Origin of the sequence: Natronomonas sp. EA1 (assembly GCF_051195035.1) — an archaeon.
Classification (GTDB): Archaea; Halobacteriota; Halobacteria; order Halobacteriales; family Haloarculaceae; genus JBNTJV01.
Genome location: NZ_JBNTJV010000001.1, coordinates 423,617 through 450,099 on the forward strand (window position 1 = coordinate 423,617; position 26,483 = coordinate 450,099).

Sequence of the window (26,483 nt, forward strand, 5' to 3'; positions counted from 1 at the left end):
GCGAATAGGGATCGCGCATCTGACGGTAGCCCCGCTCTCGGCGAACGTTTTTGTTGTCACGCTGAGATGTGCCGTCGATGGAGACGACCCGCACCCCGGAGGCGGCGTTCGAGGACGTGCCCGACTACGACTACCCCGTCTCGTACGTGGACGTGGGGCCGGCGGAGATGGCCTACGTCGACGTCGGGGAGGGCGAGGAGACCTTCCTCTGTCTGCACGGGGAACCGACGTGGGGGTTCCTCTATCGCAAGCTGATCCCCACGCTCTCGGAGAGGGGCCGGGTCGTCGTTCCCGACGCGCTCGGCTTCGGCCGCTCGGAGAAGTTCACTCGCGAAGAGGACTACTCGTTTGCCCTCCACTACGAGGCGTTCGAGACGTTCCTCGAGGAGCTGGATCTGGAGAACATCACTCTCGTCTGCCAGGACTGGGGCGGGATTCTGGGACTGACGCTCGCCGCGAACCACCCCGAGCGGTTCGCCCGCATCGTGGCGATGAACACCGACATCCCGAGAGGCGACCAGCGGATGTCCGACGAGTGGGAGGCGTTCCGCGATTTCACCGAGCGCGTGGACGAACTCCCCATCGGGATGCTGATCCAGAACGCGACGGCCACGGAGCTCTCCGATGAGGTCGTCGCGGCGTACGAAGCCCCGTTCCCCGACGAGGCATCCAAGGCCGGGGCGCGGGCGTGGCCCGACATGGTTCCTCGCTACGGTGGTGGCGACGGCGGCGAGATGACGAGCGCGGCCCGCGAGCGGTTGGGGGAGTGGGAGAAGCCCGCGTTCGTGCTGTTCTCGGATTCGGACCCGATCACGGGGAAGGCGCGTGACCCCCTCCGGGAACTCATCCCGACGGCGACAGAGCAGCCCGACATCTGGATCGAGGGGGCGATGCACTTCCTACAGGAGGACGCGGGCGAGGAGATCGCCGAGGAGATCGTGGCGTTCGTCGACCGGACCTAACTGACGAGTTAGCCGACGAGCGTCGGAATCCCCTTCGTCTGGCGGTAATCCGACTCCAGAATCGCCGTGAGCGTGTCCACGAGTGCCTCTTCGTCCCCGTCGTCCCACTCCGTCGGCTCCTTGACGGGGAGGACCATGAACCCGCGGCCGCGGATGTCCTGTGCGTGCAGCTCGGCTGCGGAATCCGGGAGCCGGTAGGCCATCGAGGTGTGTTCCTGCAGGGTGTAGCGCAGGGGCCGGTCACCCACGGGGAGGAGGATGTGGGCGTTGATCGCTCGCAACTCGGCGTCGAGGAAGCGCTCGAAGTCGGCGTAGTCGCTGTCCGTCGGTTCCCGTTCGGGTACCCCGCAGTGGGCGTACGAGAGGAAGGTGTCGTCGACGACGGGGCGATCCCCCGTCTCCGCGAGCAGACCCACCTCCGCCAGCACGCGCTGGAGGCGCTCGCCGGCGCCGTTCTCGGTGAACGGAACGCCCGTCGTCACGCCGCCGTGGACACCGGGGTGGTCACCGATGACGTGGAAGTCCGCGTTCGCGTCACCGTAGCCGTAGACCGCGGGGCCCCCGGCCCGCATCCCGAAGGGGTTGCTCGTCTCGCTTGTTACGTTCTCCACGCCGCTCCGTAGCGACTGGGAGCTAAAAAAGGTCGCGTCGGCGTGCGATTAATCGGGAACGATTCGGAACGACTCGGAACGACTCGGTTACTCGACGATGAACGCCCCTTTCATCCCGAGCGAGGCGTGCGGCTCACACTCGTAGAGGCCGACGCCGGTGTTGTCGAACGACTGGGTGTAGGGGTCGCCCGACTCCTTCGGGTCGCCGTTGGTGAAGTCGAAATCCGAGTCGGAGACGGAGGCGACGTTGTGGGCACCGCCTTTGCCGGTCCACACCCACTCGACCGTGGTGCCGGCGTCGATGCGGAAGGCCGGGGGGGCGAAGGCGAAGTTCCCGCCGTTCCCCTCCGCACCGACCTCGACGGTCACGCTGTCCATACCGGTCATGTCGGCGATGTTCCCGTCGAAGTTGCCGGCTGCGGGGTCCGACTGGAGGAAGTCGGTCACGCGCGCTTCGGGCCCGGAGCCACCACCCTCCGTGGGGGTCGGCTCTGCTGTGGGCTCGTCTGTGGGCTCGTCCGTGGGCTCCTCGGTCGGTTCGGGGGTGGCGTCGCCTCCGGAGGAACAGCCCGCGAGGGCAGTGAGGCTCGCGGCGCCGGCTGCCGCGACGAACGAACGACGGCTGAGTTGGGAGTCCGTCATGCATCGATCGTTGGTGCGCTTGACAGAAAAGGTCGGGGGCTCCGGATGCTACGACGGTCGAAAGCCGGCAACGGCCCGTGGGTTCTCCCGGCATCGGTGGCCCCGATTCGAGCGCTCCGTCGGCTCCCGGCAACCGCCGCCTCGGCTCCCACCTACAAGCCCCATCCCCGCGAACGGAGGGTATGACACGCTGGGTCCTCGGTGACGCCCTGACGCGCCGGCATATACGAGAGGGGGAGCGCGTCCTCATGGTCGAGGCGCACGGCTTCGCCCGTCGGAAGCCGTACCACCCGCACAAGCTGACGCTCGTGTTCTCGGCGATGCGGCACTTCCGCGACGAGCTCCGCGAGGACGGCCACGAGGTGGACTACTACCGGTGTGAGACGTTCGGTGAGGGACTGGACGCCCACTTCGACGCTCGTCCGGAGGACACGCTGACACTGATGGAGCCTGCCTCGACCGACACCGATCGGCTCCGGGAACTGGTCGAATCGCGGGGTGGGAGCCTCGAAGTCGCCGAAACCGCGCTGTTCCTCTGTGACGACGAGCTCTGGAGCGACTACGCGGACGACCGCGACCCACCGTATCGCCACGAGGAGTTCTACCGATCGATGCGCCGTGAGACGGGCTACCTGATGGAAAACGGCGACCCCGTCGGAGGGGAGTGGAACTACGACGAGGAGAACAGGGAGTTCCCGGGTGAGGCGTACGACCCGCCGGACCCGCCGCGATACGAGCCCGACGCGCTCACCGAGGAGGTCGAATCGTGGGTCCGTGAGGAGTTTTCGGGCTCCTACGAGGAGAACGGTGGCGACTGGGCCGCCCCCGAGACGTTCATCTGGCCCGTCACGCGCGAGCAGGCGCTGGACGCCCTCGACCGGTTCTGCGAGGACCGGCTCGCCGAGTTCGGGCCGTATCAGGACGCGATGCTCGACCGGGAGTGGGCGCTGAACCACAGCCTGCTCTCCTCCTCGCTCAATCTCGGCCTCCTGCACCCCGACGAGGTGGTGGAGACGGTCATCGACGCCGCAGCGGAACAGGACGCCCCCCTCAACTCCGTGGAGGGGTTCGTCCGGCAGGTCATCGGCTGGCGGGAGTTCACGCGACGGGTCTACGCGGAGACGGACGGGCTCGCCGATGCGAATCAGCTCGACCAGACGGAACCCCTCCCGGAGCTCTTCTGGACCGGCGAGACCGACATGGCCTGTCTCTCAGATGTGATCGACGGCGTCCGCAAACGAGGCTACTCACACCACATCGAGCGGCTGATGATTCTCTCGAACTTCGCGCTTATCTACGGCGTCGACCCCGGCGAGCTGAACGAGTGGTTCCACGCGGGCTACGTCGACGCCTACCACTGGGTCACCACGCCGAACGTCGTGGAGATGGGGAGCTTCGGCGCGGGCGTCTTCGCCACCAAACCCTACGCCGCGAGCGCGAACTACGTGAACAAGATGTCCGACTACTGCTCGGGGTGTCCCTACTACCACACCAAGGCGTCGGGGGAGGGGTCGTGTCCCTTCAACGCGCTCTACTGGGACTTCCTCGCCCGGAACGAGGAGAAACTCCGAAGCAACCACCGGATGGGGCTCGTCTACTCACATCTCGACGACAAGCGCGGGGAGAAGCTGGACGCCATCCGCGAACGCGCGGCCGAGGTCAGGACGATGGCCGAGGACGGTACCCTCTGATCACTCGGCAGCACACCGGTTCGGCCCGAGTTCGAGTTCGATGGCCTGCTCGTCGTCGACGGAATCGTGGCCCCGGTTCACGCCGATGACCGTCTCGTAGTTCGGCGGCTTCTCCGGGAGCGACTCGGTGAGCTGCGCGACGAACGAATCCTTCTCCTCACCCAGGACGGCGAGCGCCTGTCGCACCGCACCCACGGACTCGTGGATGGGTTCGCCGGGCGTCTGGTGGCTCGTCCCGTCGTTGGCGAGCGCGAAGTGGCCGGGCAGCACCTCGACCGACTCCGGTTCCGCGAGTAGCGTCCGGTGGAGCGACTCGTAGAGCTCTCGGGCACCGGTCGCGGCCTCGCCGTCCCCGAACTGGAGCTCCGTCCGCCCCACGCTGTCGACGAACAGCGTGTCACCGGTGGCGACCCCCACGCTCCCGATGAGATACGAGACCATCTCGCTCGTGTGCCCCGGGGTGTAGAGCGCCTTGATGGGCACCTCACCCACCTGGACGACCTCGTTCCGCGAGAGGGCGTCGTACTCGTAGGCCACCTCGCGGTCCGTCGCGTTCGCTCCCAAATGATAGCTCGCACCCGTCGCGTCCGCGAGCGCGCGACCCCCGCTGATGTGGTCGGCATGGACGTGCGTGTCGAAGACGTGGGTGATCTCCCACCCGCGCTCGTCGGCGAGCCGGGTGTACTCCCCGGTGTGGCGGGTGGGGTCGATGACGGCCGCCTCGCCCTCGCTCGCGACGACGTAGGAGAGACACCCCTTCGCGCGGCGCTGGACCTGGACGAGGTCGACTCCGACCGGGAGGTCGACGATGTCGTACACCGCGCTCCACGCCTGCATCCCGTCTTCGACCATCGCCACGTCCTCGAAGCCCGCGTCGCTCAGCTCCCGCCCGAAGTCGACACTCGAGATCCCCTTGGCACAGATGGTGACGATGGAGTCGGATTCGGAGAGCCCCGTCTCGCGTTTGAACTCCGCCGCGTCGAACGCGTGGTGCGGTTTGTACGTGTAGCGAATCGCGCCGGCGATATGCCACGCGTCGAAGCTCTCCTCGCCCCGGGTGTCGACGATGGTGAACGTCTCGCCCGCGTCGATGCGGTCACGCAGTTCCTCGGCGGAGATGAAACTGGCCATACCTGACCTCGGATCGCGAGGGCATTAAGAATTGCGTGATTAGTACAAGACTACTCCCACGGCTCAACGTCGTCGGACCGGAGTTCGCCCTTCGCCTGCCACGACCGGGGGCGGACGGTCACGAGGAGGAAGCCGAGGTAGGTACAGAGGACGATGGCCGTGACGACGGGGCCGGGGACGACGCCGACGCTCGCCGTCTCGGGCCAGCCACCGGGCATGAACCCCGTGACGCGGAACGCCCACGCCGCGAACAGCACGGTGAACAGCGGCAGGTAGATGCGTCTGAGGCGGTGAGCGAGCGCCTCCTCGAAGGTGATGCGCGGGTCGGGGCTCCGGTAGTCCGCGGCGAGTCGTTCGCGCCAGTCGGTGTGTTCGAGCGCCTCGCGCGGGTCGAGCGCCTGTGCGAACACGTTCTCCTGGAGGAGCCGCACCCGCGAGCGCCACATGTCGTACCCCCGGTAGCGCCGGGACTCGGTGACGAGGAAGAACCCGAGCAGGACGCCCCCCGCGAGCAGCACGTAGTGGGGGTTGTCGGGCGAGGAGAACGTCCAGGTCAACACCGCAGCGAGCACCGTGACGGCCCAGTAGGTCGTGCGATCCAGCCGTTCACGCCACGCCTTCATCCGGTGGATCTCCCCGCGATAGAGATGGGGGAGCGCTCCGGACGTACGGTCGAACAGCCCCCGCCCGATGTAGGGGTCGGGGGCCGGAACGGGTCCCTCACCGGTCTCGGGCGGGAGCTCCGCCTCGGGTCGTTCACTGGCGTCGCCGGTCATACCTCGGGAGAGGGGCGGGGCGGAGAAATGTATTGTGTTATTCGAGCAAGACTCACTCGCCGCGGACGCGCTTCGCGTACCCGGTGAGCGCGTCCCACCCGGTTTCGCCTTCCACGTCGCGGATGACATCCGTCAGCGACTCCTCGCGGGAGAGCTGGCGGCCGCCCTGCCACTCGGGGTCCGGGACCTCCTCGGGAGCGCCGGAGACGAGCACCCGGCGCTCGGCGTCGAAGTAGTAGAGGGCGCCGTCGGTGTCCCGGCCGACCAGCCGGGCGCCTTCCTCCCCGCCGATGCGGTTGGGGTAGTCGCTGAACGGGTCGCTATCGGGGTCAGGGTCGGCATCAGCATCGGCGTCGGAGTTCGTCCCGTGGGTGGCCATACCTCCCCGTTCGCAGCCAGGACGGAAGTACCCGGCGGCCCGTCAGCCGAACAGCTCGTAGTCCTCGTCGGGGTCGTACCGCCGGAACAGCAGGCTGTTCGCCAGCACGGACACGGAGGAGAGCGCCATCGCCCCTGCGGCGAGGATGGGCTGGAGCAGCCCCAGCGACGCGAGGGGGATCATCGCGGTGTTGTAGCCGAGTGCCCAGAAGAGGTTCTGTTTGATCTTCTGGAGCGTCCCCTCCGAGACGCGGATGGCCTTCACCACGTCGTACGGATCGGATCTCATGAGCGTCACGTCCGCGGCCTCGATGGCCACGTCCGTCCCGCTCCCGATGGCCGTGCCGACGTAGGCCGCGGCGAGCGCGGGCGCGTCGTTCACCCCGTCGCCGACCATCATCACCTTCGATCCCTCGGCCTGGATCGCCTCGACGTTGTCGGCTTTGTCCTCGGGGAGGACCTCCGCGCGCACGTTCTCGGCGGGGATGCCGACCTGTTCGGCGACGGCGCGCGCGGTCCGCTCGTTGTCGCCCGTGAGGAGGTGGACGACGAGGCCACGGTCGGTGAGCGCGGCCACCGCGCGTTTCGCGCTCTCTTTCACCTCGTCGGCGACGGCGAGCACGCCGACCACCTCCCCGTCGACCGCGACGAGCATCGCGGTCTTCCCCTCGTTCTGCAGCTCCTCGAGGGCGTCCATCGCGGGCGCCGGGTCCGCGCCAGCATCCGCGACGAGGTCGGGCTTGCCGATGACGACGGTGCCTGCGTCGGTCTCCGCGCGAATGCCCTGACCGGAGACGTTCTCGACGCCCTCCGGTTGGCCAACCTCGATGCCTCGCTCCCGTGCCCCCGCGACGATGGCCTCGGCGATGGGGTGGCTGCTGCCGTTCTCCGCGGTGGCCGCCACGGCGAGGATGGACGCTTCTCGGGACTCGGATGCGGTCTCGGCGACCAGCCCGCCATCCGCGGCCGTACCCACGGGCCGCACGTCGGTGAGGCGCATCTCGCCTTTCGTGAGGGTGCCGGTCTTGTCGAAGACGACGGCATCGACATCACGGACCCGTTCGAGCACGTCTCCTCCTTTAAATAGGATGCCGTTCTGTGCACCGATGGCGGTGCCGACCATCGTCGCCGCGGGCGTCGCGAGTCCGAGCGCGCAGGGACACGCGATGAGCACGGCGGAGGCGAACACGATGACGGCGAACTCGAACGTGGAGACGGTGCCGCCGAGGACCGCGGGGCCGCCGGCGACGAGCCCCCACAGCGGGAGCGCCCGCACCAGCTCCCCGACCGTGTTCGGGAAGAGATACCAGAGGCTCCCCCAGACGAGCGCGTTCAGGATGACCGCGGGGACGAAGTACGCGGAGATGCGGTCGGCGAGGTTCTGGATCTCGGGCTGGCGGGCCTGCGCCTCCTTCACGAGCGAGACGATCTGCTGGATCGCGGTCTCGCTCCCGACCTTCGTCGCCTCGATGACCAGGACGCCGTTCTCGTTGATGGTGGAGCCGACGACCTCGTCACCGGGCTCTTTCGAGACGGGGACGGACTCCCCGGTGACCATCGATTCGTCGACGGCGGACTCCCCCTCGACGACCATCCCGTCGGTCGGGATCTTCTCGCCGGGCCGCACCTTGAGCCGGTCGCCGACCTCGACCTCCGAGAGGGGAACGGTCCGCTCTTCGCCATCCTCGTCGATGAGGGTGGCCTCGTCGGCCTCCATCTCCAGGAGCTCCTGTAACGCGGCGCTGGCCTGGCCCTTCGAGCGGGCTTCGAGCCAGTTCCCCATCGTGATGAACACGAGGATGAGCGCGGCGGTGTCGAAGTAGAGTCCCCCTTCGAGGAGGCCGAGGAGGACGACGACGGAGTAGCCATACGCCGTCGAGGAGCCGAGCGCGATGAGCACGTCCATGTTCGCCGTGCGGTTCCGGACGACCGCGGAGTAGGCGTTCTCGTAGAACTCCTTCCCGAGGATGACCTGGACGGGCGTCGCGAGCAGGAAGCCGACCCAGCCGATGGGGAGGGCGGTCCCGGGAATCGTCTCGGGGAGGACGCCGGGGAAGAAGAGGTGGGCCACGAGCATCCCGACGAGCGGGGCCGAGAGCACCGCGCCGAGCAGGGTGAGGCGGAACTGGCGGTCGATCTCCGCGGTTCGCGCGGCCTCTCGCGCTTCGCCACCCGTGTCCTCGCTCTCCTCGCGGACGGGGGAGTAGCCGGCCCGCTCGATGGCCCGGTAGAGTTCCTCACGGGAGACGCTCTCGGGGTTGACCCGCACCCGCACCTCGTCGGTGGCGAAGTTCGCGTCGGCTGCGATGACGCCGGGCGTGTCGAGCAACGCCCCTTCCACCGTCTGGACGCAGTTCGCACACGTCATGTCCGTCACCGCGAGCGAGTAGGTGGTCGAGACGGCCTCGTAGCCAGCCTCCTCGATGGCGTCGTAGATCTCCCGCAGGGAGACCTCCTCGGGGTCGTACTCGACGGTCCCCTCGTCGGTGGCGAAGTTGGCCGACCCCTCCGAGACGCCGTCGAGGGATTCGAGGGCCCCCTGCACCGTGGACGAGCAGTTCGCACAGCTCATCCCCTGTATCGCGAGTCGTTCCCGTCTCATGGATAGGTATTCGGCCGCCTCGTTGATGCCCCTTGTCACTCATCAATCGGCGATATTCTATCCCGAATATTTGGAATCCAAAGTGAACGCTGTCCTTCTCTCCGATACGACAGCCCCAAACGGATTAAGTCGGCCGGTCGAACACATATCCATGCTCCGACAGCTGTTGCAGTCGGTGTTGACGAACCCCCTCGCGCTCGCGGTGTGGGGCGGGCTGGTCCTCACCTCGCTCGCGGTGCTGGGGTACGATCTCGTGGCGAAGAACGCGGAACTCCCGAGCCTGATGAAGCTGGTCTGGGGGCTGACGGTGCTCTACTCCGGGCCGCTGGGGCTCGCCATCTACACGTACGCTGGGCGCACCCAGATACCCGAGGACGACATCTGGCGTCGCGGCTTCCGCTCGGTGGCCCACTGCTACTCCGGCTGTGGGATGGGAGAGGTCATCGGCGTCATCGTCACCGCGGGGTTGCTCGCGCTCGACACGCATCTGGTCATCGTCGGGACGTTCGCCGCGGCCTACGTCCTGGGATACGCGCTGACGGTCGGCCCGCTGATGCAGGAGGAGGTCCCCTTCTGGGAGGCGATGACGGACGCGTTCTACTCCGAGACACCCTCCATCACCGTGATGGAGATCGCCGCCATCGGGACGGACGTCTGGCTGGCCGGCGAGGCGCACATCGGTGACGTGCTGTTCTGGTCCGGGCTCGTCTTCTCGCTCACCATCGGCCTCGTCGTCGCCTACCCGGTGAACCTCGCGCTCATCCGCGCTGGCGTGAAGGAGGGGATGGGGAACCCCGCGACGATGGGTTAAACCCCCGATTGCATCTGCTCGTACCGCTCTCGAAACCGGGACTCACACGTCGGACAGCAGAACTCGTAGCGTGTCTCCCCCACCACGGCGGAGGTGCCCTGACTCGTCACGCGGTTCCCGCACTCCGCACATTCGAGGCCGAGCGTCGCCTCGCCTACATCGGGCGTCCACTCGCTGCCCGCGAGCAGGCGCACGCGCAGGGTTCGAACCTGTGAGAGGTCGATCTGCTCCTCCAGATAGGCCCGCACGTCCCCCGTCGGGACCGTCGCGCTCACTACCAGGGCGCCCTCCGCCGTCTCGAAGACGTGCTCCACACCGTCGAGGCCGGCGAGGGTTTCCCGGGTCCCCTCAGTAGACTCCGGTGCCGTCTCGAGTTCGAGGAGGACGTTCAGCCCCTCTCTGAGACGGGAGCGGTCCAGATCCACGGTGAATCGCCGAATCACGCCCATCTCCTGGAGGCGCTCGACCCGGTCCGAGACCGCGGGCCCCGAGAGGTCCACGTGTTCGGCGATGTCGCTGTACGGGCGGCGAGCGTCTTCGAGCAGGAGCCGGAGGACGTGCCGGTCGATATCGTCGAGGTCGCGCATAGCTGGTGAGATGGCTTAGCAATCCAAAGCGATTCCGGCCGAAATCCTTCCTTGAGAAACTACTCTCGCGGCTCCCGCCCGAGCGTGTAGAACTCCTCGTTCGGGCGCATATCGAATGCGGTGGCGAGCCGGTTGGAGAGGTTGTAAAAGCCCACGACAGATGCGATATCCCAGATCTCCTCGTCGGTGAAGTGGACGCGCAGGTCGTCGATGTCGGCACCGGTGATGCGGCCGGGCTCCTCGGTGAGCTTCACGGCGAAATCGAGCATGGCCTCGTGGGCGTGGCCCAGATCGGCGGTCCGGTGGTTGGTGGCGAGCTGGTCGGCGAGGTGGGGGTCCTGCGCGTAGATGCGGACGAGCGCGCCGTGCGCGACGACGCAGTAGAGACAGTCGTTGACGCCGGAGACCGTGACGACGAGCATCTCGATCTCCTCGCGTTCCAGCGCGGAGTCCTCGACGAGCGCGTCGTGGTAGGCGAAGAAGGCGCGGAAGTGGCTGGGCTTGTAGCCGAACGCGGAGAAGACGTTCGGGGTGAAGCCGGCCTGTTCCGTCTCCTCGTCGATGCGCTCCTGGAGGTCTTCGGGGAGGTCGTCGTACTCTGGCACGTCGAGGCGGGTCATCGGGTCGTCCATGGCCCCACCATCCGAGGGAGAGAACTTAGCTCCCGCGCCGGACCCGAGTGTAGAGGTAGAGCGCGGCGTAGCCGATGGCACCGAGGACGAACATCGTCGCGGGGACGAGGAAGGGGCCGAAGGTGTCGACGATGGTCATATCACCCGTTCGTGTGGCGGGGGAATAAGGCCCACCGATAACCGACGTGCGGGCCAAACTGCTTAGTACATTCGATACAAACTGATACACATGCCTATCAGTGCGGACCAGTTCGACGCTATCGAGGAGGAGAAGGACGCGCCGACCCCCGGGACGAACGCCCACGAGGTCCTCTCGTTTCTCGAAGCCAACGCGGACAGCGCGTTCACGCAGTCGGAAATCGTCGAGGCAACGGATATCCCGCGTGGTTCCGTCGGGCCGACGCTGGTTCGACTTCGGGAGGCCGGCCGGGTCGACCATCGGGGGACCTACTGGCGGGTCAGCGACCACGAGGAGAGCCTTAACGCAGCCGCGAACCACGCAAGCGACGTTGCAGCGAGCCACGAGGAGGAACCGCTGGACTACGATGAATGGCAAGAGCACGCGGTCGACCCGCGTGAGACGCGTGAGTAGCTCCTACCGCGCAGGGGATGTGTTCTGGGCACCGGACCCGTTCAGGACGGGGTCGAACCCCCGCTTGTGGCTGGTCTTGGCCGCGGAAAGATTGCCCTATCCCGGTGAGGAGTACGTCTGTGCTGCGCTCACGACGAGTGACCTTCCTGCGAATCACGAACTCGGCGACGCGTGGGTTTCCGGCAGGAACCCCGCGAAGACGTCGTACTGCTCACCGTGGGTACTCGGGACCATCAAACATCGTGCGGTCTCCGGACCGCAAGGGCGGGTGACGGACGCGTTCACCGGTCGAATGCGCGAGCAGGCACGGGCGTTTCTGGACTCCTGATTCCGACGGGCGACGGGCGGCCCACAGCTTTAGGCGGGATGACGCCCCAGACCCGGTATGTACAAGACCGGCCACTACGGCGCGGCACTGCTCCTCTACGCGCCCGTCGGTGGCTATCTCCTCCGTTCGGACCCGGTCGTCGCGGTCGTCGTCGGGGCCGGCGCGGTGTGGCTCGCTCGGCTCCCCGACATCGACCTCCGGCTGCCGTTCATCTCGCATCGCGGGCCCACGCACACCCTGCTCTTCCTCGCGCTCGTCGCGGGCGCGCTCGGGGGTGTAGGCTGGCTCGCGGGCGTCCGCGGGGGGCTCGGGAACGAGACCCTCTACGCCACGCTCGGGGTCGCCATCGCCCTGTTCGGCGTCGGCTCGCATCTCGTCGCGGATATGCTCACCCCCGCGGGCGTCCCGCTGTTCTGGCCGCTCTCCTCGCGCACCTACTCGTGGCGCGTCGCCCGCGCTTCCAACCGAATCGCGAACTGGGGGCTGCTCGCACTCGGGGTGTTCGCCACCATCGCCGCGGGGATCGTCGCGTTGCGGGTCTGAACCGCCGCGCTCGCCGGGCGAATAATTAAGCCGTCCCGGCATGACTGCCAATCGGTACCATGGAGCACTTCAACGGCGGTCCGCTGCGACACGTGGGGGATCTCCCGGCGATGGGGGCACAGCGGTACGGGGAGAAGACGGCACTCACGGGGATCGACGGTGAACAGGCCTATCGGGAGCTCCACGAGGAGTCCGACCGGGTGGCCGCGATGCTGGCCGACCACGGCGTCGACCCGGGCGACAGGGTCGGGCTGTTCGTCCCGAACACCGTGCAGTTCCCGGAGGCGTTCTTCGGCGCGATCCGCGCGGGGGCAGTCCCCGTCCCCCTGAACCTCAAGATGGACCCCGGGACGCTGGCGTACGTCCTCGACAACGCCGAAGCCGACTCCCTCATCGGCTCCCCGCTGCTCGCCGAGGAGGCCCGGGGGCTCGCGGATACCGCCGACGTGGGGACCCTGTTCCTGCCGGGCGTGAGCGACGACGGCGTGGTGAACTACTCGCACGCGAAGGCCGACTACGACCCGGGGTTCGACCGACCCGAGCGGGCCTACGACGACGTGGCCTGCCAGCCGTACACGTCGGGGACGACGGGGAACCCGAAGGGCGTCCTGCTCACCCACGAGAACCTTCTCTCGACGATAGAGGCGTACTCGAAGGGGGCGTCGACCGTCGATGCTGACGATGCGACGGTGCTCGTCTTACCCCTCTTTCACATCTACGGGCTCAACGCCATCCTCACCACGTATCTCGCGCAGGGGGCGACGGTCCACCTCCAGCCCCAACCCGACGCCGAGGCCATCCTCTCCGCGATGGACCGGTACAACGCGACCACGTTCGCGGGCGTGCCCGCCCTGTTCACGATGCTCTGGCGGGAGTACCGCGACAACGAAGACGCGTACGACCTCTCCACGCTCCGGTACGTGAACTGCGGGGCCGCCCCGCTCGCCGACGAGACCAGACGCACCATCGAGCAGGCGTGGAACGTCCCCATCCTCGAGGGCTGGGGGATGACCGAGACCGCGCCGGCGGGCACCGCGGAACCCTCCCACGGCGTCCGGAAGGCCGCTGGCTCGACCGGCCCCGCGCTGGAGGGTATCGACATCAAACTCGTCGACCCCGCGACCCGCGAGACGCGGCTCACGACCGACCAGCTCTCCCCCTTCCCCGACCCGGATATCGACTTCGAGGACGACTCCGTCGTCACGGGGGAGATCGCCATCCGCGGCCCGAACGTCTTCGAGGGCTACTTCAAGCGCCCCGAGAAAACCGAGCAGGTGTTCGACTACGACGGGTTCTTCTACACCGAGGATATCGCCCGCGTCGACGAGGATGGCTACTTCTGGATCATCGACCGCGCCGACGACATGATCATCGCCGGCGGGGAGAACGTCTACCCGACCGAGGTCGAGAGCGCGCTGTACGAGCACCCGGCCGTGGCCGAGGCCGCGGTCGTCGCCGCCCCCCACGAGGTGAAAGGCGAGGCCCCCGTCGCCTTCGTCGTCCTCGATTCGGGAACGGACATCACCGAGGCCGAACTCCGGGAGTTCACCCTCGACCACGTCGCCTCCTACGCACACCCCCGGCGAATCTTCTTCGTGGACGACCTCCCGCGCTCGGCCACCCAGAAGGTCCAGCGGTATAAACTGGAGGAGGAACTCGACTCGCGACTCGACGAGCCATTGGACTCGGAGTAGGGCGGAGCGGTGCGGTGCGGTGCTGTCGCGGTGCGGTGCTGTCGCGGTGCGGTGCTGTCGCGGTGCGGTGCTGTCGCGGTGCGGTGCTGTCGCGGTGCGGTGCTGTCGCGGTGCGGTGCTGTCGCGGTGCGGTGCTGTCGCGGTGCGGTGCTGTCGCGGTGGCCGGTCGCTCGCGCGAGCCCACGGCGGGCGAGCGCGAGCGAGTCGGGGAAGGGCTGGGCTGTTGCGGTCGCGGTGCTGTGCGGTCGCGGTGCTGTGCGGTCGCGGGGCTGTCGCGGTGCGGTGCTGTCGCGGTGCGGTGCTGTCGCGGTGCGGTGCTGTCGCGGTGGCCGGTCGCTCGCGCGAGCCCACGGCGGGCGAGCGCGAGCGAGTCGGGGAAGGGCTGGGCTGTTGCGGTCGCGGTGCTGTGCGGTCGCGGTGCTGTGCGGTCGCGGGGCTGTACAAGGATGTCGTACCGGACGCGAGCGCCGCGAGCGTCCGGCTTTTTGGTCCAGATTTTTCAAGGAGGGGTAGTCGGCGAAGCCGACTACCCGACGCAGAAAAAGGTGGAGGTGTTAGATAAGGTCCTGACTCTCGAGCTGCTCGAGGATGTCGTCGACGAAGGCCTCGGCCGAGTCGTAGGGGAACTCGCCACCGCCGAGCTTGGTGTTGAGCTCCATAGCGGTCATCGAGAAGTCGCCGGACTCGAACTTGGTGGCCGGCCCGTTCGGGAGCGCGGGGACGAGGTCCATCGGGGAGTTGATGGGGTAGTCGGCACCTTCGAACGCTTCGATCATCTGCTCGCGGAGGGCTGCTTTATCTGCCATGGGAGAAACAACTGCACAGAGGAGTATAAATCGTGTGTATTTCGTCAACTCTCCCGTTGCAGAGAGTTTATTCGGTACACAGAAGCCGCTGGCGGGAGAGGAGCCGAACGAATGACCGGTCACGACGTCGCCGTCGTCGGCGGGGGGTGTGTCGGCCTCTCGGTGGCGAAACATCTCGCCGAGCGCAGCGACCTGGATATCGCCGTTATCGAGAAGGAACACCACCTCGCCGAACACCAGAGCGGGCGCAACTCCGGGGTGCTCCATCCGGGATTCAACTACCCGCCGGGCTCGCAGAAAGCCCGGTTCGCGACGGAGGGGACGCGGCGGATGAAAGCCTACTGCGCCGAGCACGGGGTCCCGTGTGAGGAGTTCGGGGTGCTCGTCGTGGCGCAGGACGACGAGGAGGAACGCCGACTCCACGAACTCGCGGAGCAGGCCGAGGCGAACGGCGTCGCATACGAGCTCCTGGAGGGGGAGGCCGCCATCCAGGAACACGAACCGCACGCGGCCGGGCAGGCGGCGCTCTACGCGCCGGAGGCCGCGTCCGTGGACTCCCAGCAGTACGTCTACACCCTCGCGCGGGAGGTCCAGCGGGCGGGCGTCACGCTCTACACGGGCCACGAGGTGACGCGGCTCACCGCCGTCGACGACGGCTACCGGCTGGCGACGACGAACAGCACGGTGGAGTGCGACCTGCTCGTGAACGCCGCCGGCCTCCACGCAGACCGGCTCGCCCACCAGGTCGGGGTGGGTGAGGAGTATCAGGTCGTCCCGTTCCGCGGGGAGTACTACGAGGTGGTTCCCGACCGCGCGGAGCTCTGTGAGACGATGATCTACCCGACCCCGGACCCGGAGTTACCGTTCCTCGGGGTGCACTACACCCGCCGCACCGACGGCAAGGTCATCGTCGGACCGAACGCCGTCCTCGCGTTCGGTCGGGAGGCCTACGAGAACACCCAGTTCGACCTGGCGGACCTCCGCGAGACGCTCACCTACGAGGGGTTCTGGAAGCTCATGGCCTCGCCGACCATGCTCGCCGTCGCGTGGGAGGAGTTGCACAAGTCCTACCGGAAGGAGCAGTTCGCCGCGGCCGCGGCCCGGCTGGTCCCCGAGGTCACCGAACGGGACCTCGAGAAGAGCTACGCGGGCATCCGGGCCCAGCTCGTCACCGAGGACGGCGACCTGGTGAAAGAGCCGCTCTTCTTGGAACGCGACGACGCGATCCACATCCTCAACGCCGTCTCACCGGGGCTCACCTCCTCGCTCCCGTTCGGCGAACACATCGCGACACGGCTGCTCGCGGAGTAGGGGACAAACGGTTTAGGTACCTCCCGCGATTGCTCGCCTATCGTGTTCACTATCGCAGTCCCGGAGGGAGCCTGATGGTCGGGGAAGCGCGCGACCCCGACTCGCGAACCGGTCCGCTCGACGGCGTGACCGTCCTCGACGCCTCGCGGGTGCTCGTCGGCCCGTTCTGTACGATGAACCTCGGTGACATGGGTGCGGATGTCATCAAGGTCGAACGGCCGGACGGCGGCGACCAGACCCGGTCGTGGCACCCGCCGACGTACGGCGACAGCGAGGAGAGCGCCTACTACCTCTCCATCAACCGCAACAAGCGGTCGGTCACCATCGACCTCAACAGCGAGGACGGACAGGCACTCTTTCGCGATCTGGCGGGCGAGACGGACGTCCTCGTCTCGAACTTCCGGGTCGGAACCTTAGAGGAGTGGGGCCTCGGCTACGAGTCGCTGCGCGAGGAGAACCCCGGGCTCATCCACTGTGCCATCTCGGGCTACGGTGAGTGGGGGCCCGACAGCGACCGGCCCGCGTACGACCTCGTGGTGCAGGCGGAGTCGGGACTCATGTCCATCACCGGCGAGGCCGACCGCGCCCCCGTCCGGACGGGCGTCGCAATCGCCGACATCGGGGCGGGAATGTACGCCACTCAGGCTATCCTCGCCGCGCTCCTCGAACGCGAGCTGGGCGACGGCCGCGGCCAGAAGATCGACGTGTCGCTACTCGACGGGCAGGTCGCGTGGATGACCTACATGGCGACGAACTACTTCGCCACCGGTGACTCACCCGCGAGAATGGGGAGCAAACACCCCTCCATCGTCCCCTACCGGGCGTTCGAGACCGCGGACGGGTACGTGGTCGTCGCCGTCCCCTCCCCCAATCTCTGGCCGAAGTTCTGCGCGGCCATCGACCGCGAGGACCTCGTCGACGACGACCGCTTTTCCGACAACACGGCCCGCGTCGAGCATCGCGAGGCCCTCGACGCGGTCCTCGAACCGCTGTTTGCCGAGCGAGACACCGAGGAGCTCCTCGCGAGCTTCGACTCGCGGGGAGTCCCCGCCTCCGACGTGAAGGACATGGAGGCCGTCTTCGAGAACCCACAGCTGGAGGCACGAGGGATGCACCTCCACGTCGACCACCCCACCGCGGGCGAGGTGGAGATGCCCGGCAACCCCATGCACTTCTCGCGAACGGGGACCAGCGTGCGCCGGCACCCACCCCTGCTCGGCGAGCACACCGAGGAGGTCTTGCGGGAGTACGGCTACACGGACGCCGACATCGACCGGCTCAGCTCCGAGGGCGTCATCTGATCCCGGCCAGCCTCCGGATTTATGTCACCGTGGCACTCTTTTCGCCCATGTCCGACCCCATCGACTACGGTCAGTACGAGGCGGGCCGCGAGTGCAACTACTGGGCGCTCGACCCCACCCTGCAGGCCGCCGTGCGCCACGCCTACACGGACGAGGAGTTCGCGTGGGCCGAGTCCGTCCTCTCGGAGTTCGGCCACGTCGCGGGGCACACGCTCGCCGACACCTCGAATAGAATCGACCGCCACGGCCCCATCCTCCACACCTACGACAAGGAGGGCAACATCCGAAACGAGGTGGAGTACCACCCGGACCAGCACGAGAACGAGCGCATCGTCTACGGGGAGTTCGGGTTCACCCACGACGCCTTCCACGCGCCACCGGGGCGCGACGAGCCCGCGAGTCTGACTCACGTTCTCGCCCTCCAGACGCTCCTCTGCTACACCGACGTGGGCTTCTGTTGCCCCGTCTCGATGACCACGGGCGCGGCGCTCGTCCTCGAGAAGTTCGACGACGGGTCGCTGTCTCAGTACTTCGACCGGCTCACGAGCCGCGATGTCGACGAGCACATCGAGGGCGCGATGTTCCTCACCGAGCAGCAGGGTGGGAGCGACGTGGGGGCGAACGAGGTCCGCGCCGAGCCACAGGAGGACGGCACCTACCAGCTCTACGGTGAGAAGTGGTTCTGCTCCAACCTCGACGCGGAGGGGGCGCTCGCGCTCGCCCGGACGCCCGACGCGCCGGCGGGGACACGCGGTCTCTCGCTGTTCCTCGTCCCCCGCACGAAGCCGAGCGGCGAGGTGAACGATTCGTTGTTCCGGCGACTGAAGGACAAACTCGGCACGCTCTCGGTTCCGACGGGCGAGATCGAGTTCCGCGGTGCCGAGGCGTATCTCGTCGGCGAGGAGGGCCGCGGGTTCAAACAGATGGCCGAGATGATGAACTACGAGCGGCTCACCAATGCGACGGGCGCGCTCGGGATCATGGGCCGCGGCCTCCTCGAGGCGAAGGTCCACGCCGCCAACCGGGAGGCCTTTGGCTCCACGATCCAGGAGTACCCGCTTCTCAGACGCGATTTGGCGGAGCTGACCACCGACTACGAGGCCGCCGCCGCGTTCGCCTTCGAGGCCGCACGGCTCATGGACGCCCGCGAGGAGGCGGGTGACGACTCATCCGAGTACAAACTGATGCGGCTTCTCGTCCCCATCGCGAAGTACAAGACCGCGAGGATGAGTGTCGAGACGGCCTCCTACTGCATGGAGGTGCTGGGCGGTAACGGCTACGTTCGCGAACACGTCACGCCCCGCCTGCTCCGGGACGCGCAGGTGCTCCCCATCTGGGAGGGCACCTCGAACATCCTCTCGCTCGACGTGCTCCGCGTGTTCGCCCGGGAATCGGCTCACGAGGCGCTGATACCGTACGTCGACGACCTGCTCGACGTCGACCACCCGGCGCTCGCCGAACCCCGTTCCCAGCTCCGTGAGGCGTTCACGGAGCTCCAGACCGCGCTCGGCACGCTCGCCACGGTCGACGAGGACCACGCCCAGTACCACGCGAAGCAGCTCGCGGACCTCGTCTTCGACGTGGTCGCCGGTGCGCTCCTGCTCGACCGTGCGGCGGACGAACTCGACGATGACGGTCGGCTGGCGCTCGTCGTCACGCTGTTCGCACGCGACCGATTCGAGGGTGGGTACGGCATCGACTCGGGAGAGCGACTGGGTGACGAGCAGTTCGACGCCATCGTCAGATACGGGTCGGTCGAACCGGAGTCGCTGGCTGCGTCCCCGTCGCCGGACGACTGAACAAGAGGAGTGCTAGCGCGGCGACTCGCTGCCCCACTTCTCGACCGCCACCCGCAGTTCGGGGTGGCTTTTCGCGTACTCCTCCAGCGAGACGCCTTCCTGCCACGCCTCGACGGACTGACGCAGGGCCATCGCGCCGGCGCGGGTGCCGTCGGGATGGCCGTGGATGCCGCCACCGGCCTGGACGATGAGCTCCGGGCCGAGCGCGTCGAGCACCTGGGGGACGACGCCCGGATGCAGGCCGCCGGAGGCCGTCGGCAGCACCTCCTTCATCCCGTAGAGGTCGCTGCGGAGCCACTCGTTGATGCCCGCAGTGTCCTCGTTCTCGAGTTTCCCGAAGCCCGCGGTGCCGGTGTGGAGGTGGTCCACGCCGGCGAGCCGCGCCCACTGGGCCAGCACGCGCATCGAGACGCCGTGGTGGGGGAGCCGGTCGAACGCCGCGTGCATCGCGCGGTGGGCGTGGATGGCGAGTCCGAGTTCCTCACAGCGCTCGCGGACGGTCTGGAGCGCGCTCCAGCCACAGGTGATGATGTCGACCATCACGAACGAGCCGCCCTGCTCGTGGACGAAGTCCACCCGTTCGAGCATCTCGGTCGTCTCCGCGGTGACGTTGACGAGGTAGTCCTTCCGCTCGCCCGTCTCGTCCTGTACCTCGTCGCGCGCGGCGAAGGAGTCGACGACGCGCTCGCGGAAGGGGTTGAACGCCTGGTCCGTGAGGTTCTCGTCGTCCTTCAGGAGGTCGACGCCGCCGAGCCACGCCTCGCGCGCGACGCGGACGTGCTCGCTCGTGGGGAGCCCCACTTTCGGTTTGGGGACCGTCGCGAGCGCGGGGCGGTCGGTCGCGTCGAGGAACTCCGATTTCACGGCGGGCCCGAAGCCGGGACCGGGGAACCCCGAGACCACCGATTCGGGCCACTCACAGTCCACGAGGCGGATGGTGTCGACGGCTTTCATCCCCATGATGTTCCCGGCGATACAGGAGAGGATCTGCGGGAGGCTCCCCGGCTCGAACAACTCCGGTGGGTACGCGACGCGGACCGTGTTCGTCTCCCTCTCCAGGTCGTAGGCCATCGCGGAGAGCCGGGAGATGTCGCTCTCCACGTCGAGGGCGGCCCAGGTGCCGTTGGAGGACTCGCTCGCGACGCGTGCCGCGGCGGCTTCGAGGCTCATCCCCTCGCCGGGGGCGAGCCGGAAGGTACACAGCAGGTCGGCGTCGCCGGGCGCGTAGCTCTCGTCGAGGAAATCGTCGTACTGGATACCCATAACCGAAACCTACGACGGGGCGGGATAAGGGTCTATCCCCGGGCTCGAGTCGGGCGGCGCGCGGCTGACACTCGCGCCGCCGGGTCTCACTCGTCGCCGGTGTGGCGGCAGTAGCTCCGATAGCTCATGGCGCTCCCGTCGACGATGACGGTGTCCGTCCCGTCCTCGTGGTCCTCCGGGGGGTCGTCAGACCCAAGCCCACCGTCCGTGGTGATGTCGCCGTATTCGTAGGGAGAGTTCCGTTCGACCATGAGCGGAGGTTGTGAGCCATGGGATATAAGCCTTTGTCAGACATTCTCACGCGCAGACTGGTTCGCTCAGCGGCTACAGCACCGAGTCGATCTCCACGAGCGAGTCGAGGAGGTACGTCGGGGTGATGTCGCTGGACTCGGCTTCCGCCCGCGTCGTCCGCCCGGAGAGGACGAGCGCGGTGTCCATCCCGGCCGTCTTGCCGAGCGTGATGTCGGTGTCGAGCCCGTCGCCGACGACGAGACACTCCGAGAGGGGGACGTCGAGGTGATGCGAGAGCGCTTCGATGGCGGACGCGGAGGGTTTCCCGAGCACCGCATCCGGCTCGCGGCGGGCCGTCGCGGCCACCGACCGCGTGATGGCGCCCGACCCGGGATACCGCCGGCCGTCGCCGTCCGGGTAGGTCAAATCCGGGTCCGTCCCGTAGAACGCATCGACCACGTCGCAGGCCCACAGCCCAGCGGTGAGCGACTCGTAGTCGAAGCCGTAGTGGTGGGAGGTGAGGAGCACGTCCGCCGCGTCCGGGTCCGCGATGAGCGAACAGCCCGCGGCCTCGAGCTGGCGTTCCAGCCCCGAGGAGCCGATGAGGTAGATGTCGTCGTCCGCGTGGTGGTGGGTCAGGTACTCGGCCGTCATCGCTCCCGCCGAGAGGATCTCCGATTCCCGGGCGTCGATCCCCATCCCCGCGAGCTTCTCGACGTACTCCGCGGGGCTCCGGGTGGGGTTGTTCGTCATGAACGCGATGTCGAGCCCGCGCTCGCGCAGTCGGGTGACGGTCCCCGGCACGCCATCGATGATGGTGTCGCCCCGATAGACCGTCCCGTCCAGGTCGAGTACGACGCCGTGATAGTCCATAGGCGGCCTATGGAGCCCACCGAAATGAGTCGGTCGCTCCATCGATCGGGCAGCGGCGGAATCCGCCCCACCCAGCAGGTATAATCGTCTCCGACCCGAACGTTCTCTCATGCCAACAGTCGCAGTCGTCGGCGGTGGTCCCGCAGGCCTGAGCGCGGCGCTCTTCACGGCCAAGAACGGTCTCGACACCGTCCTGTTCGACACGGACGAGACGTGGATGCACAAAGCCCACCTGTTCAACTACCTCGGTATCGACTCCGAGGACGGCACCGAGTTCATCGAGGGCGCCCGCGAGCAGGCCGACTCCTTCGGTGTCGAGCGCCATCAGGGGACGAAGGTGACGGGCGTCGCCTCCTCGGACGAGGGGTTCACCGTCTCGACCGAGAACGGTGACCACGAGGCCGACTACCTCGTGCTCGCCACGGGCGCGAACCGCGCGCTCGCGGAGGAGCTCGGCTGTGCGTTCGACGGCGATATCGTGGACGTGGACGTGACGATGGAGACGAGCGTCGAGAACGCCTACGCCACGGGCGCGATGGTCCGCGCGGAGGAGTGGCAGGCGGTCATTTCGGCAGGGGATGGCGCGGCCGCCGCGCTCAACATCCTCTCGAAGGAGAAGGGCGAGCACTTCCACGACTTCGACACCCCGGCGGACGCGGAGTAGCCCGGAAACCGAACGGTTATTCGCCCGCCGTTCGCAGAGTGCCCATGCTCGGCGGTCGCCTTCTGGCTGGGAGCAAACAGCGCCGACGGGTCGTCCTCTATCTCATCGGCCTGACAGTGCTCGTGTTTGCCTACACCTTCCTCTACCAGTTCGTCATCGCTGTCTTCGAGGGCGAGACCGTCTCGTTCGCGAAGGCCCTCCTCACCGTCACGGAGTCGTTCACGACGGTCGGGTTCGGCGAGGACAGCGGCCTCTGGAGCACGACGCCGGTCTACCTCTTCCTCGTCGTCGTCCAGCTCACCGGCGTCTCGCTCGTCTTCCTCGCGTTCCCGGTGTTCCTCGCACCGTACCTCCAGGAACGAATCTCCACGACCCCACCGACGGCGGTCGATGGCATCGCGGACCACGTCATCCTCGCGGGGTTCACCTCCCGGGGGAAGGCGCTCGTGGAGGAGCTCGACGCGCGTGACCGGCCGTACGTCGTCATCGAACCGAGCCGCGAGCGCGTCGTGGAACTCCGCGAGGACGACATCGAGGCCATCCACGGCGAGCCGGAGCAGACCGAGACGCTCCACGACGCGAACATCGGGTCCGCGCGTGCGCTCGTCGCGGACGTCGACGACGAGACGAACGCCTCCATCGCGCTCGCGGCGAACGACGTCGAGGGAACGAACGTGATCACCTTCGTCGATGACCCCGACGTGGCGCAGTATCACCGATACGCGGGCGCGAACGAGACCTACCTCCCCCAGCAGCTCATCGCGGAGGCCATCGCCCGGAAGATCACGGCGGGGGTCACGCCCGAGCTCGGGGACGCCGTGGAGATCAGCGAGTCGTTCGACATCGTCGAACTCCCGGTACAGGCCGGCTCGGTGCTGGCGGGGACGACTATCGAGGACAGCGGCATCCGCGAGCGCACCGGGACGAACGTCATCGGCGCGTGGTTCCGCGGGGAGTTCGTCTCCCCGCCGCCGACTACAGAGCGCATCGACGAACAGACCATCCTCGTCGCTGCGGGCCGCGAGGACCAGCTGGAGCGGTTGAAGGAGCTCACCCTCTCGGAACAGCGCCGCCAGCGCACCGGGCCGGTCGTCGTCGCCGGGTACGGCGAGGTGGGCCACACCGTCACCACCGCACTCCGCGAGGCCAGTCGGGAGGTCAGGGTCGTCGACCGCGAGCCGATGGACGGCGTGGACGTGGTCGGCGACATCACCGAGGAGTCCGTGCTCCGCGAGGCCGGCGTCGCTGAAGCGTCCACCGTCGTCCTCGCCGTCGCCGACGACAGCACGGCCATCTTCGCCGCGCTCGTCTGCCGGGAGCTCAACCCCGAGGTGGAGGTCATCGGCCGCGCCGACGCCACGGAGTCCGTGCGGAAGCTGTACCGTGCCGGTGCGGACTACGTGCTCGCTATCGCCACCGTCTCGGGCCGGCTGCTCGCCTCGACGGTGTTCGACGAGGACGTCATCTCCTTCGACAAGGGGGTGGAGGTCGTCCGGATGCAGTGTGGCGACCTCGCCGGGAAGACGCTCGCCGGTGCGGACCTCCGGGCGCGTACCGGCTGTACCGTCATCGCGGTCGAACGCGACGGTGACGTGGTCACCGAGGTCGGTCCGGGCTTCCGCATCCAGCACGGGGACGAACTCGTCATCGCCGGGACGGACGAGGACGTGAACCGCGTCGCCACGCTCACGTGAACTAGTCCGGCCGCGGCGTAGCCGTCGGAGGACCGCGACCGCTGGCGTCGGCGACCGGTCAGGCCCCGTAGACGCTCGTCTCGGGGCGGAACTCCTTCCACGCGAAGAAGAACATGGGCGACACGTCGTTCGCCGGCTCCAGCCGGGTTCCCTCGTGGGGGCCGTCGAGGGCCACGCCAGTCGCGGGGTTCCAGCGCGAGCCCCCGGCGACGAGGGAGTCACCGTCCCGCTCGAAGGTGAGCGTCTCGCCGTCCACGGTCCTGATATAGGCCACGAGCGAGGCCTCGCCGTGGGTCGTCACGACGACCGGGCGGTCGCCCACGGTGTCGTTGACCACGCCGGCCCGCAAGACGGCGTCGAGCGGATAGGCCCGGGCCGCGTCCTCGGTGGCGACGCCGATGACCTGCGTCTTGGGGTGGAGCCGTTCGTCGTCGTACTCCCCGCCGATCCCGATCTGGCGGGAGGAGGTGTAGCCCGCGTAGGGGTTGCGGTCGTAGTCCCGGGTGGCGTGCCGGCCGACGACGGTGTTCGACTCCGGGGGTGGGCGCAAGACGAGCGAGTCCGGGTACTCCGCTTTCCACTCACCCCACGTCGTCAGTGCGGCGGGGACGAGCGAGAGCCGTTCGCCCGTCCGGGGACCGTTGATGGCGGTCGCCATGATCTGGGACCACAGCGACCCCGTCTTCTCATCGTACATCACGAGGTCGTTTTTATAGAGCAGCCCGGAGACCCCGAAGACGGTCTCTTCGCCGTCCACTCGGCGTTCGGCGGCCATCGCGGAGCCACACAGCGGACAGTAGGTGACGAGCAGGGGCCCGCCGAACTCGTCGTTCACGACCTCGTGCCAGTTCAACACGAGGAGGGGGTACGCGCGCGCCTCACCGTCGCGTTCGATGCCGACGACCCAGTCACCCTCGCCGAGCCGGGGGTTCGCGGTGTACTGCCCCGCGGCGGGGTGGTGCGCCTCGAAACTGATCCCCTCCCAGTCGGTACCGAAGGCCGGCTCCGTGATGGCCGGGATGGCGTCCTTGCCGGCCCCCCTGACGAGCTCGCTGCGGGGGACCGGGAGCTCGACGCCGCCCGGGCCCGTCGTCGCGACGGGCGTGGGTGTCCCGGGCGGCTCCGTCGGGGTAGCCCCACCCGAGCGGCCCTGATAGCCCATACAGCCGGCGAGGCCACCGAGGCCGGCGACGCCGAGCGCTCCGAGCAGTCGCCGGCGGCTGGGAGTAGGTTCGTCCATGGCGGGGGTTACGCCCACCGTCCCATCATCCATACGGGGTTGTGTGAGTGGGTCTCACTATCGCGGCGGGAATAAGACGACCGCAGCCGAACTTCGAGTATGAACCGCCGCGCCCTCCTGTCAGCGGCCGCCGCGGGGGCCACCGCGCTCGCGGGCTGTCTGGGTAGTGGGTCCGGCGACACCGGTGGCTCCGGCGGGACCGGCGACGGCTCGCCCGCGGGCTTCAGCGTGCAGACGCTCGACGTGGCCGGCTCTCCCGGCGGCGAGCTGCGCGTGCAACCCCCGGAGCCGGTGTTACTCGACTTCTGGGCGACGTGGTGTGCCCCCTGCCGCGCGCAGATGGCCGGGCTCCGCGAGATTCGCTCGCGGTTCCCGGAGCTCCACATGCTCTCCATCACGAGCGAGGAGGACGAGCCCGCTGTCCGCGAGTTCTGGACCGAGTTCGAGGGGACGTGGCCGGTGGCGATGGAGCCGTCGCTCACGGCCCACCAGCGCTACGACGTGACCTCGCTTCCGACCCTGCTCGTCTTCGACGCCGAGGGTGGGGAGGTGTGGCGCCACGTCGGCCTCGCCGACACCGAGACACTCGCCGCGAAGCTCCGGGAGGCGGGAGCGTGATCGAATCGCTCAGAGTCGGGTTCGCCTTCTCCGCGGGCGTCGCCACGTTCTTCGCGCCGTGTGCGTTCCCCCTCCTCCCGGGCTACGTCGCCTACTACCTCGGGCGCGGGGACGGCGACGCCAGCCTCGCGCGGGCCGCCCGCGTCGGGGGGCTGGCCAGTCTCGGCTTCCTCCTCGTCTACGGGGCCATCGCCGCCGTCGTCTCGACGTTCGGGGTGAGCGCGCTCGCCGATATCGCCCTCCTCGAGGTCGTCGTCGGTGGCCTGCTCGTCGGCCTCGGGGTCGCCATGGTCACCGGGCGGTTCTCCGTCGAGGGGATACAGCTCCCCGTCCGGAACCGCTCGTCGGGCGACTTCCTCCTCTTCGGGGTCGTCTACGCGCTGGCCGCGGCCGGCTGTACCGCCCCCATCTTCGTCGGCATCCTCTTCGTCGCGACGACGGGCACCGCCCTCGGGGCTGTCGCCGTCCTCGGGGCCTACGCCGCGGGGATGGTGAGTCTCATGCTCGGCGTGACGTTCCTCTCGGCGCTCGGCCGTGACTCCCTGCTCCGGCTGCTCTCCCGCGAGAGCGGTCGGGTCACTCGTGTCGCGGGCGCGCTGCTCGCGCTCGCCGGCCTCGCCCAGATATACCTCTACGTCTTCGACTTCGATTATCTGGGTGGCCTCCGGGCACTCGGGCTGGCGTAGGCTTTTCCCCCCGACGC

At 68.1% G+C, this 26,483-nt stretch carries 27 protein-coding genes; 14 read left to right on the forward strand and 13 right to left on the reverse strand.

What is annotated here, in order from left to right; genetic code table 11:
- The first annotated feature begins 77 nt into the window (after positions 1–77).
- Positions 78–962: a haloalkane dehalogenase gene (locus ACQUQR_RS02335; RefSeq protein WP_435194418.1), complete on the forward strand. Its 885-nt coding sequence runs from the start codon at positions 78–80 to the stop codon at positions 960–962.
- An 8-nt stretch (positions 963–970) separates the two neighbouring features.
- On the opposite strand, the gene ACQUQR_RS02340 is transcribed toward ACQUQR_RS02335, so the two are convergent.
- Both ACQUQR_RS02340 and ACQUQR_RS02345 read right to left on the reverse strand, forming a co-directional pair.
- Complete coding sequence (locus ACQUQR_RS02340; RefSeq protein WP_435194419.1) at positions 971–1,573, reverse strand: uracil-DNA glycosylase family protein; 603 nt, start codon at positions 1,571–1,573, stop codon at positions 971–973.
- Between the two features lie 87 nt (positions 1,574–1,660).
- Complete coding sequence (locus ACQUQR_RS02345; protein ID WP_435194421.1) at positions 1,661–2,215, reverse strand: halocyanin domain-containing protein; 555 nt, start codon at positions 2,213–2,215, stop codon at positions 1,661–1,663.
- A 182-nt stretch (positions 2,216–2,397) separates the two neighbouring features.
- Between ACQUQR_RS02345 and ACQUQR_RS02350 the strand changes: the two genes are divergently transcribed.
- Positions 2,398–3,906, forward strand: a complete 1,509-nt coding sequence (locus ACQUQR_RS02350; protein WP_435194423.1) for a cryptochrome/photolyase family protein — start codon at positions 2,398–2,400, stop codon at positions 3,904–3,906.
- On the opposite strand, the gene ACQUQR_RS02355 is transcribed toward ACQUQR_RS02350, so the two are convergent.
- The 4 genes from ACQUQR_RS02355 to ACQUQR_RS02370 are packed head-to-tail and all read right to left on the reverse strand — an operon-like array spanning position 3,907 to position 8,793.
- On the reverse strand, positions 3,907–5,037 hold the full coding sequence (locus ACQUQR_RS02355; RefSeq protein ID WP_435194424.1) for an MBL fold metallo-hydrolase: 1,131 nt from the start codon (positions 5,035–5,037) through the stop codon (positions 3,907–3,909).
- 50 nt (positions 5,038–5,087) lie between these two features.
- A complete protein-coding gene (locus ACQUQR_RS02360; protein WP_435194425.1) occupies positions 5,088–5,813 on the reverse strand; it encodes a DUF2270 domain-containing protein in 726 nt (241 codons plus the stop codon).
- Between the two features lie 52 nt (positions 5,814–5,865).
- The gene (locus ACQUQR_RS02365) at positions 5,866–6,192 is read right to left on the reverse strand and encodes a hypothetical protein (protein WP_435194427.1); all 327 of its coding nucleotides are present in this window, start codon (positions 6,190–6,192) and stop codon (positions 5,866–5,868) included.
- A 42-nt stretch (positions 6,193–6,234) separates the two neighbouring features.
- Positions 6,235–8,793: a heavy metal translocating P-type ATPase gene (locus ACQUQR_RS02370; protein WP_435194428.1), complete on the reverse strand. Its 2,559-nt coding sequence runs from the start codon at positions 8,791–8,793 to the stop codon at positions 6,235–6,237.
- A 151-nt stretch (positions 8,794–8,944) separates the two neighbouring features.
- Between ACQUQR_RS02370 and ACQUQR_RS02375 the strand changes: the two genes are divergently transcribed.
- Complete coding sequence (locus ACQUQR_RS02375; protein WP_435194430.1) at positions 8,945–9,604, forward strand: DUF4396 domain-containing protein; 660 nt, start codon at positions 8,945–8,947, stop codon at positions 9,602–9,604.
- Here ACQUQR_RS02375 and ACQUQR_RS02380 read toward each other — a convergent pair.
- The gene (locus tag ACQUQR_RS02380) at positions 9,601–10,191 is read right to left on the reverse strand and encodes an AsnC family transcriptional regulator (RefSeq protein WP_435194432.1); all 591 of its coding nucleotides are present in this window, start codon (positions 10,189–10,191) and stop codon (positions 9,601–9,603) included. The genes ACQUQR_RS02375 and ACQUQR_RS02380 overlap by 4 nt on opposite strands.
- 59 nt (positions 10,192–10,250) lie before the next feature.
- Positions 10,251–10,823 carry a peroxidase-related enzyme gene (locus ACQUQR_RS02385; RefSeq protein WP_435194434.1) on the reverse strand — a complete coding sequence of 191 codons (573 nt, stop codon included), beginning with the start codon at positions 10,821–10,823 and terminating at the stop codon, positions 10,251–10,253.
- 229 nt (positions 10,824–11,052) lie between these two features.
- On the opposite strand from ACQUQR_RS02385, the gene ACQUQR_RS02390 reads away from it, so the two are divergent.
- The 4 genes from ACQUQR_RS02390 to ACQUQR_RS02405 are packed head-to-tail and all read left to right on the forward strand — an operon-like array spanning position 11,053 to position 13,980.
- On the forward strand, positions 11,053–11,415 hold the full coding sequence (locus ACQUQR_RS02390) for a helix-turn-helix transcriptional regulator (RefSeq protein WP_435194436.1): 363 nt from the start codon (positions 11,053–11,055) through the stop codon (positions 11,413–11,415).
- Complete coding sequence (locus ACQUQR_RS02395) at positions 11,369–11,743, forward strand: hypothetical protein (RefSeq protein WP_435194438.1); 375 nt, start codon at positions 11,369–11,371, stop codon at positions 11,741–11,743. Before ACQUQR_RS02390 ends, ACQUQR_RS02395 begins: the two co-directional genes overlap by 47 nt.
- Before the next feature lie 57 nt (positions 11,744–11,800).
- Positions 11,801–12,286: a metal-dependent hydrolase gene (locus tag ACQUQR_RS02400; RefSeq protein WP_435194439.1), complete on the forward strand. Its 486-nt coding sequence runs from the start codon at positions 11,801–11,803 to the stop codon at positions 12,284–12,286.
- 59 nt (positions 12,287–12,345) lie between these two features.
- A complete protein-coding gene (locus ACQUQR_RS02405; RefSeq protein WP_435194441.1) occupies positions 12,346–13,980 on the forward strand; it encodes a class I adenylate-forming enzyme family protein in 1,635 nt (544 codons plus the stop codon).
- Positions 13,981–14,534: 554 nt separating this feature from the next.
- On the opposite strand, the gene ACQUQR_RS02410 is transcribed toward ACQUQR_RS02405, so the two are convergent.
- The gene (locus ACQUQR_RS02410; protein WP_435194442.1) at positions 14,535–14,786 is read right to left on the reverse strand and encodes an MTH865 family protein; all 252 of its coding nucleotides are present in this window, start codon (positions 14,784–14,786) and stop codon (positions 14,535–14,537) included.
- 111 nt (positions 14,787–14,897) lie between these two features.
- On the opposite strand from ACQUQR_RS02410, the gene lhgO reads away from it, so the two are divergent.
- From lhgO to ACQUQR_RS02425, 3 genes are all read left to right on the forward strand, one after another.
- Positions 14,898–16,097 (forward strand): L-2-hydroxyglutarate oxidase, encoded by a 1,200-nt coding sequence (lhgO, locus tag ACQUQR_RS02415; RefSeq protein WP_435194444.1) that lies wholly within the window; start codon positions 14,898–14,900, stop codon positions 16,095–16,097.
- Between the two features lie 74 nt (positions 16,098–16,171).
- Positions 16,172–17,398 carry a CaiB/BaiF CoA transferase family protein gene (locus tag ACQUQR_RS02420; RefSeq protein ID WP_435194446.1) on the forward strand — a complete coding sequence of 409 codons (1,227 nt, stop codon included), beginning with the start codon at positions 16,172–16,174 and terminating at the stop codon, positions 17,396–17,398.
- 47 nt (positions 17,399–17,445) lie between these two features.
- Positions 17,446–19,197 carry an acyl-CoA dehydrogenase family protein gene (locus ACQUQR_RS02425; protein ID WP_435194447.1) on the forward strand — a complete coding sequence of 584 codons (1,752 nt, stop codon included), beginning with the start codon at positions 17,446–17,448 and terminating at the stop codon, positions 19,195–19,197.
- 12 nt (positions 19,198–19,209) lie between these two features.
- Here the strand turns inward: ACQUQR_RS02425 and rbcL are convergent, their stop codons facing one another.
- The 3 genes from rbcL to ACQUQR_RS02440 all read right to left on the reverse strand — a co-directional run bounded on the left by rbcL (position 19,210) and on the right by ACQUQR_RS02440 (position 21,564).
- The gene (gene rbcL, locus ACQUQR_RS02430; RefSeq protein WP_435194448.1) at positions 19,210–20,460 is read right to left on the reverse strand and encodes a type III ribulose-bisphosphate carboxylase; all 1,251 of its coding nucleotides are present in this window, start codon (positions 20,458–20,460) and stop codon (positions 19,210–19,212) included.
- Between the two features lie 86 nt (positions 20,461–20,546).
- The gene (locus ACQUQR_RS02435; RefSeq protein ID WP_435194450.1) at positions 20,547–20,711 is read right to left on the reverse strand and encodes a hypothetical protein; all 165 of its coding nucleotides are present in this window, start codon (positions 20,709–20,711) and stop codon (positions 20,547–20,549) included.
- A 73-nt stretch (positions 20,712–20,784) separates the two neighbouring features.
- Positions 20,785–21,564 (reverse strand): HAD-IIA family hydrolase, encoded by a 780-nt coding sequence (locus tag ACQUQR_RS02440; protein WP_435194451.1) that lies wholly within the window; start codon positions 21,562–21,564, stop codon positions 20,785–20,787.
- A gap of 109 nt (positions 21,565–21,673) precedes the next feature.
- Between ACQUQR_RS02440 and ACQUQR_RS02445 the strand changes: the two genes are divergently transcribed.
- Entirely contained in the window at positions 21,674–22,228 is a 555-nt protein-coding gene (locus ACQUQR_RS02445; protein WP_435194453.1) for an FAD-dependent oxidoreductase, read from the forward strand.
- A 44-nt stretch (positions 22,229–22,272) separates the two neighbouring features.
- Positions 22,273–23,922: a potassium channel family protein gene (locus ACQUQR_RS02450; RefSeq protein WP_435194455.1), complete on the forward strand. Its 1,650-nt coding sequence runs from the start codon at positions 22,273–22,275 to the stop codon at positions 23,920–23,922.
- A gap of 58 nt (positions 23,923–23,980) precedes the next feature.
- Here the strand turns inward: ACQUQR_RS02450 and ACQUQR_RS02455 are convergent, their stop codons facing one another.
- The gene (locus tag ACQUQR_RS02455; protein WP_435194456.1) at positions 23,981–25,162 is read right to left on the reverse strand and encodes a DUF3179 domain-containing protein; all 1,182 of its coding nucleotides are present in this window, start codon (positions 25,160–25,162) and stop codon (positions 23,981–23,983) included.
- A 99-nt stretch (positions 25,163–25,261) separates the two neighbouring features.
- Between ACQUQR_RS02455 and ACQUQR_RS02460 the strand changes: the two genes are divergently transcribed.
- Together ACQUQR_RS02460 and ACQUQR_RS02465 are read left to right on the forward strand one after the other, a co-directional pair.
- Positions 25,262–25,780, forward strand: a complete 519-nt coding sequence (locus ACQUQR_RS02460; RefSeq protein WP_435194458.1) for a TlpA family protein disulfide reductase — start codon at positions 25,262–25,264, stop codon at positions 25,778–25,780.
- Positions 25,777–26,466, forward strand: coding sequence for a cytochrome c biogenesis CcdA family protein (locus ACQUQR_RS02465; RefSeq protein WP_435194460.1), 690 nt, complete (start codon positions 25,777–25,779; stop codon positions 26,464–26,466). Before ACQUQR_RS02460 ends, ACQUQR_RS02465 begins: the two co-directional genes overlap by 4 nt.
- Positions 26,467–26,483 lie beyond the last annotated feature (17 nt).

Excerpts from the sequence above, each read along its gene's own strand:
- ACQUQR_RS02335 (WP_435194418.1), top strand. The coding sequence starts at position 78 with ATGGAGACGACCCGCACCCCGGAGGCGGCGTTCGAGGACGTGCCCGAC.
- ACQUQR_RS02345 (WP_435194421.1), bottom strand. The coding sequence starts at position 2,215 with ATGACGGACTCCCAACTCAGCCGTCGTTCGTTCGTCGCGGCAGCCGGC.
- ACQUQR_RS02350 (WP_435194423.1), top strand. The coding sequence starts at position 2,398 with ATGACACGCTGGGTCCTCGGTGACGCCCTGACGCGCCGGCATATACGA.
- ACQUQR_RS02355 (WP_435194424.1), bottom strand. The coding sequence starts at position 5,037 with ATGGCCAGTTTCATCTCCGCCGAGGAACTGCGTGACCGCATCGACGCG.
- ACQUQR_RS02360 (WP_435194425.1), bottom strand. The coding sequence starts at position 5,813 with ATGACCGGCGACGCCAGTGAACGACCCGAGGCGGAGCTCCCGCCCGAG.
- ACQUQR_RS02365 (WP_435194427.1), bottom strand. The coding sequence starts at position 6,192 with ATGGCCACCCACGGGACGAACTCCGACGCCGATGCTGATGCCGACCCT.
- ACQUQR_RS02370 (WP_435194428.1), bottom strand. The coding sequence starts at position 8,793 with ATGAGACGGGAACGACTCGCGATACAGGGGATGAGCTGTGCGAACTGC.
- ACQUQR_RS02375 (WP_435194430.1), top strand. The coding sequence starts at position 8,945 with ATGCTCCGACAGCTGTTGCAGTCGGTGTTGACGAACCCCCTCGCGCTC.
- ACQUQR_RS02380 (WP_435194432.1), bottom strand. The coding sequence starts at position 10,191 with ATGCGCGACCTCGACGATATCGACCGGCACGTCCTCCGGCTCCTGCTC.
- ACQUQR_RS02385 (WP_435194434.1), bottom strand. The coding sequence starts at position 10,823 with ATGGACGACCCGATGACCCGCCTCGACGTGCCAGAGTACGACGACCTC.
- ACQUQR_RS02390 (WP_435194436.1), top strand. The coding sequence starts at position 11,053 with ATGCCTATCAGTGCGGACCAGTTCGACGCTATCGAGGAGGAGAAGGAC.
- ACQUQR_RS02395 (WP_435194438.1), top strand. The coding sequence starts at position 11,369 with ATGAATGGCAAGAGCACGCGGTCGACCCGCGTGAGACGCGTGAGTAGC.
- ACQUQR_RS02400 (WP_435194439.1), top strand. The coding sequence starts at position 11,801 with ATGTACAAGACCGGCCACTACGGCGCGGCACTGCTCCTCTACGCGCCC.
- ACQUQR_RS02405 (WP_435194441.1), top strand. The coding sequence starts at position 12,346 with ATGGAGCACTTCAACGGCGGTCCGCTGCGACACGTGGGGGATCTCCCG.
- ACQUQR_RS02410 (WP_435194442.1), bottom strand. The coding sequence starts at position 14,786 with ATGGCAGATAAAGCAGCCCTCCGCGAGCAGATGATCGAAGCGTTCGAA.
- lhgO (WP_435194444.1), top strand. The coding sequence starts at position 14,898 with ATGACCGGTCACGACGTCGCCGTCGTCGGCGGGGGGTGTGTCGGCCTC.
- ACQUQR_RS02420 (WP_435194446.1), top strand. The coding sequence starts at position 16,172 with ATGGTCGGGGAAGCGCGCGACCCCGACTCGCGAACCGGTCCGCTCGAC.
- ACQUQR_RS02425 (WP_435194447.1), top strand. The coding sequence starts at position 17,446 with ATGTCCGACCCCATCGACTACGGTCAGTACGAGGCGGGCCGCGAGTGC.
- rbcL (WP_435194448.1), bottom strand. The coding sequence starts at position 20,460 with ATGGGTATCCAGTACGACGATTTCCTCGACGAGAGCTACGCGCCCGGC.
- ACQUQR_RS02435 (WP_435194450.1), bottom strand. The coding sequence starts at position 20,711 with ATGGTCGAACGGAACTCTCCCTACGAATACGGCGACATCACCACGGAC.
- ACQUQR_RS02440 (WP_435194451.1), bottom strand. The coding sequence starts at position 21,564 with ATGGACTATCACGGCGTCGTACTCGACCTGGACGGGACGGTCTATCGG.
- ACQUQR_RS02445 (WP_435194453.1), top strand. The coding sequence starts at position 21,674 with ATGCCAACAGTCGCAGTCGTCGGCGGTGGTCCCGCAGGCCTGAGCGCG.
- ACQUQR_RS02450 (WP_435194455.1), top strand. The coding sequence starts at position 22,273 with ATGCTCGGCGGTCGCCTTCTGGCTGGGAGCAAACAGCGCCGACGGGTC.
- ACQUQR_RS02455 (WP_435194456.1), bottom strand. The coding sequence starts at position 25,162 with ATGGACGAACCTACTCCCAGCCGCCGGCGACTGCTCGGAGCGCTCGGC.
- ACQUQR_RS02460 (WP_435194458.1), top strand. The coding sequence starts at position 25,262 with ATGAACCGCCGCGCCCTCCTGTCAGCGGCCGCCGCGGGGGCCACCGCG.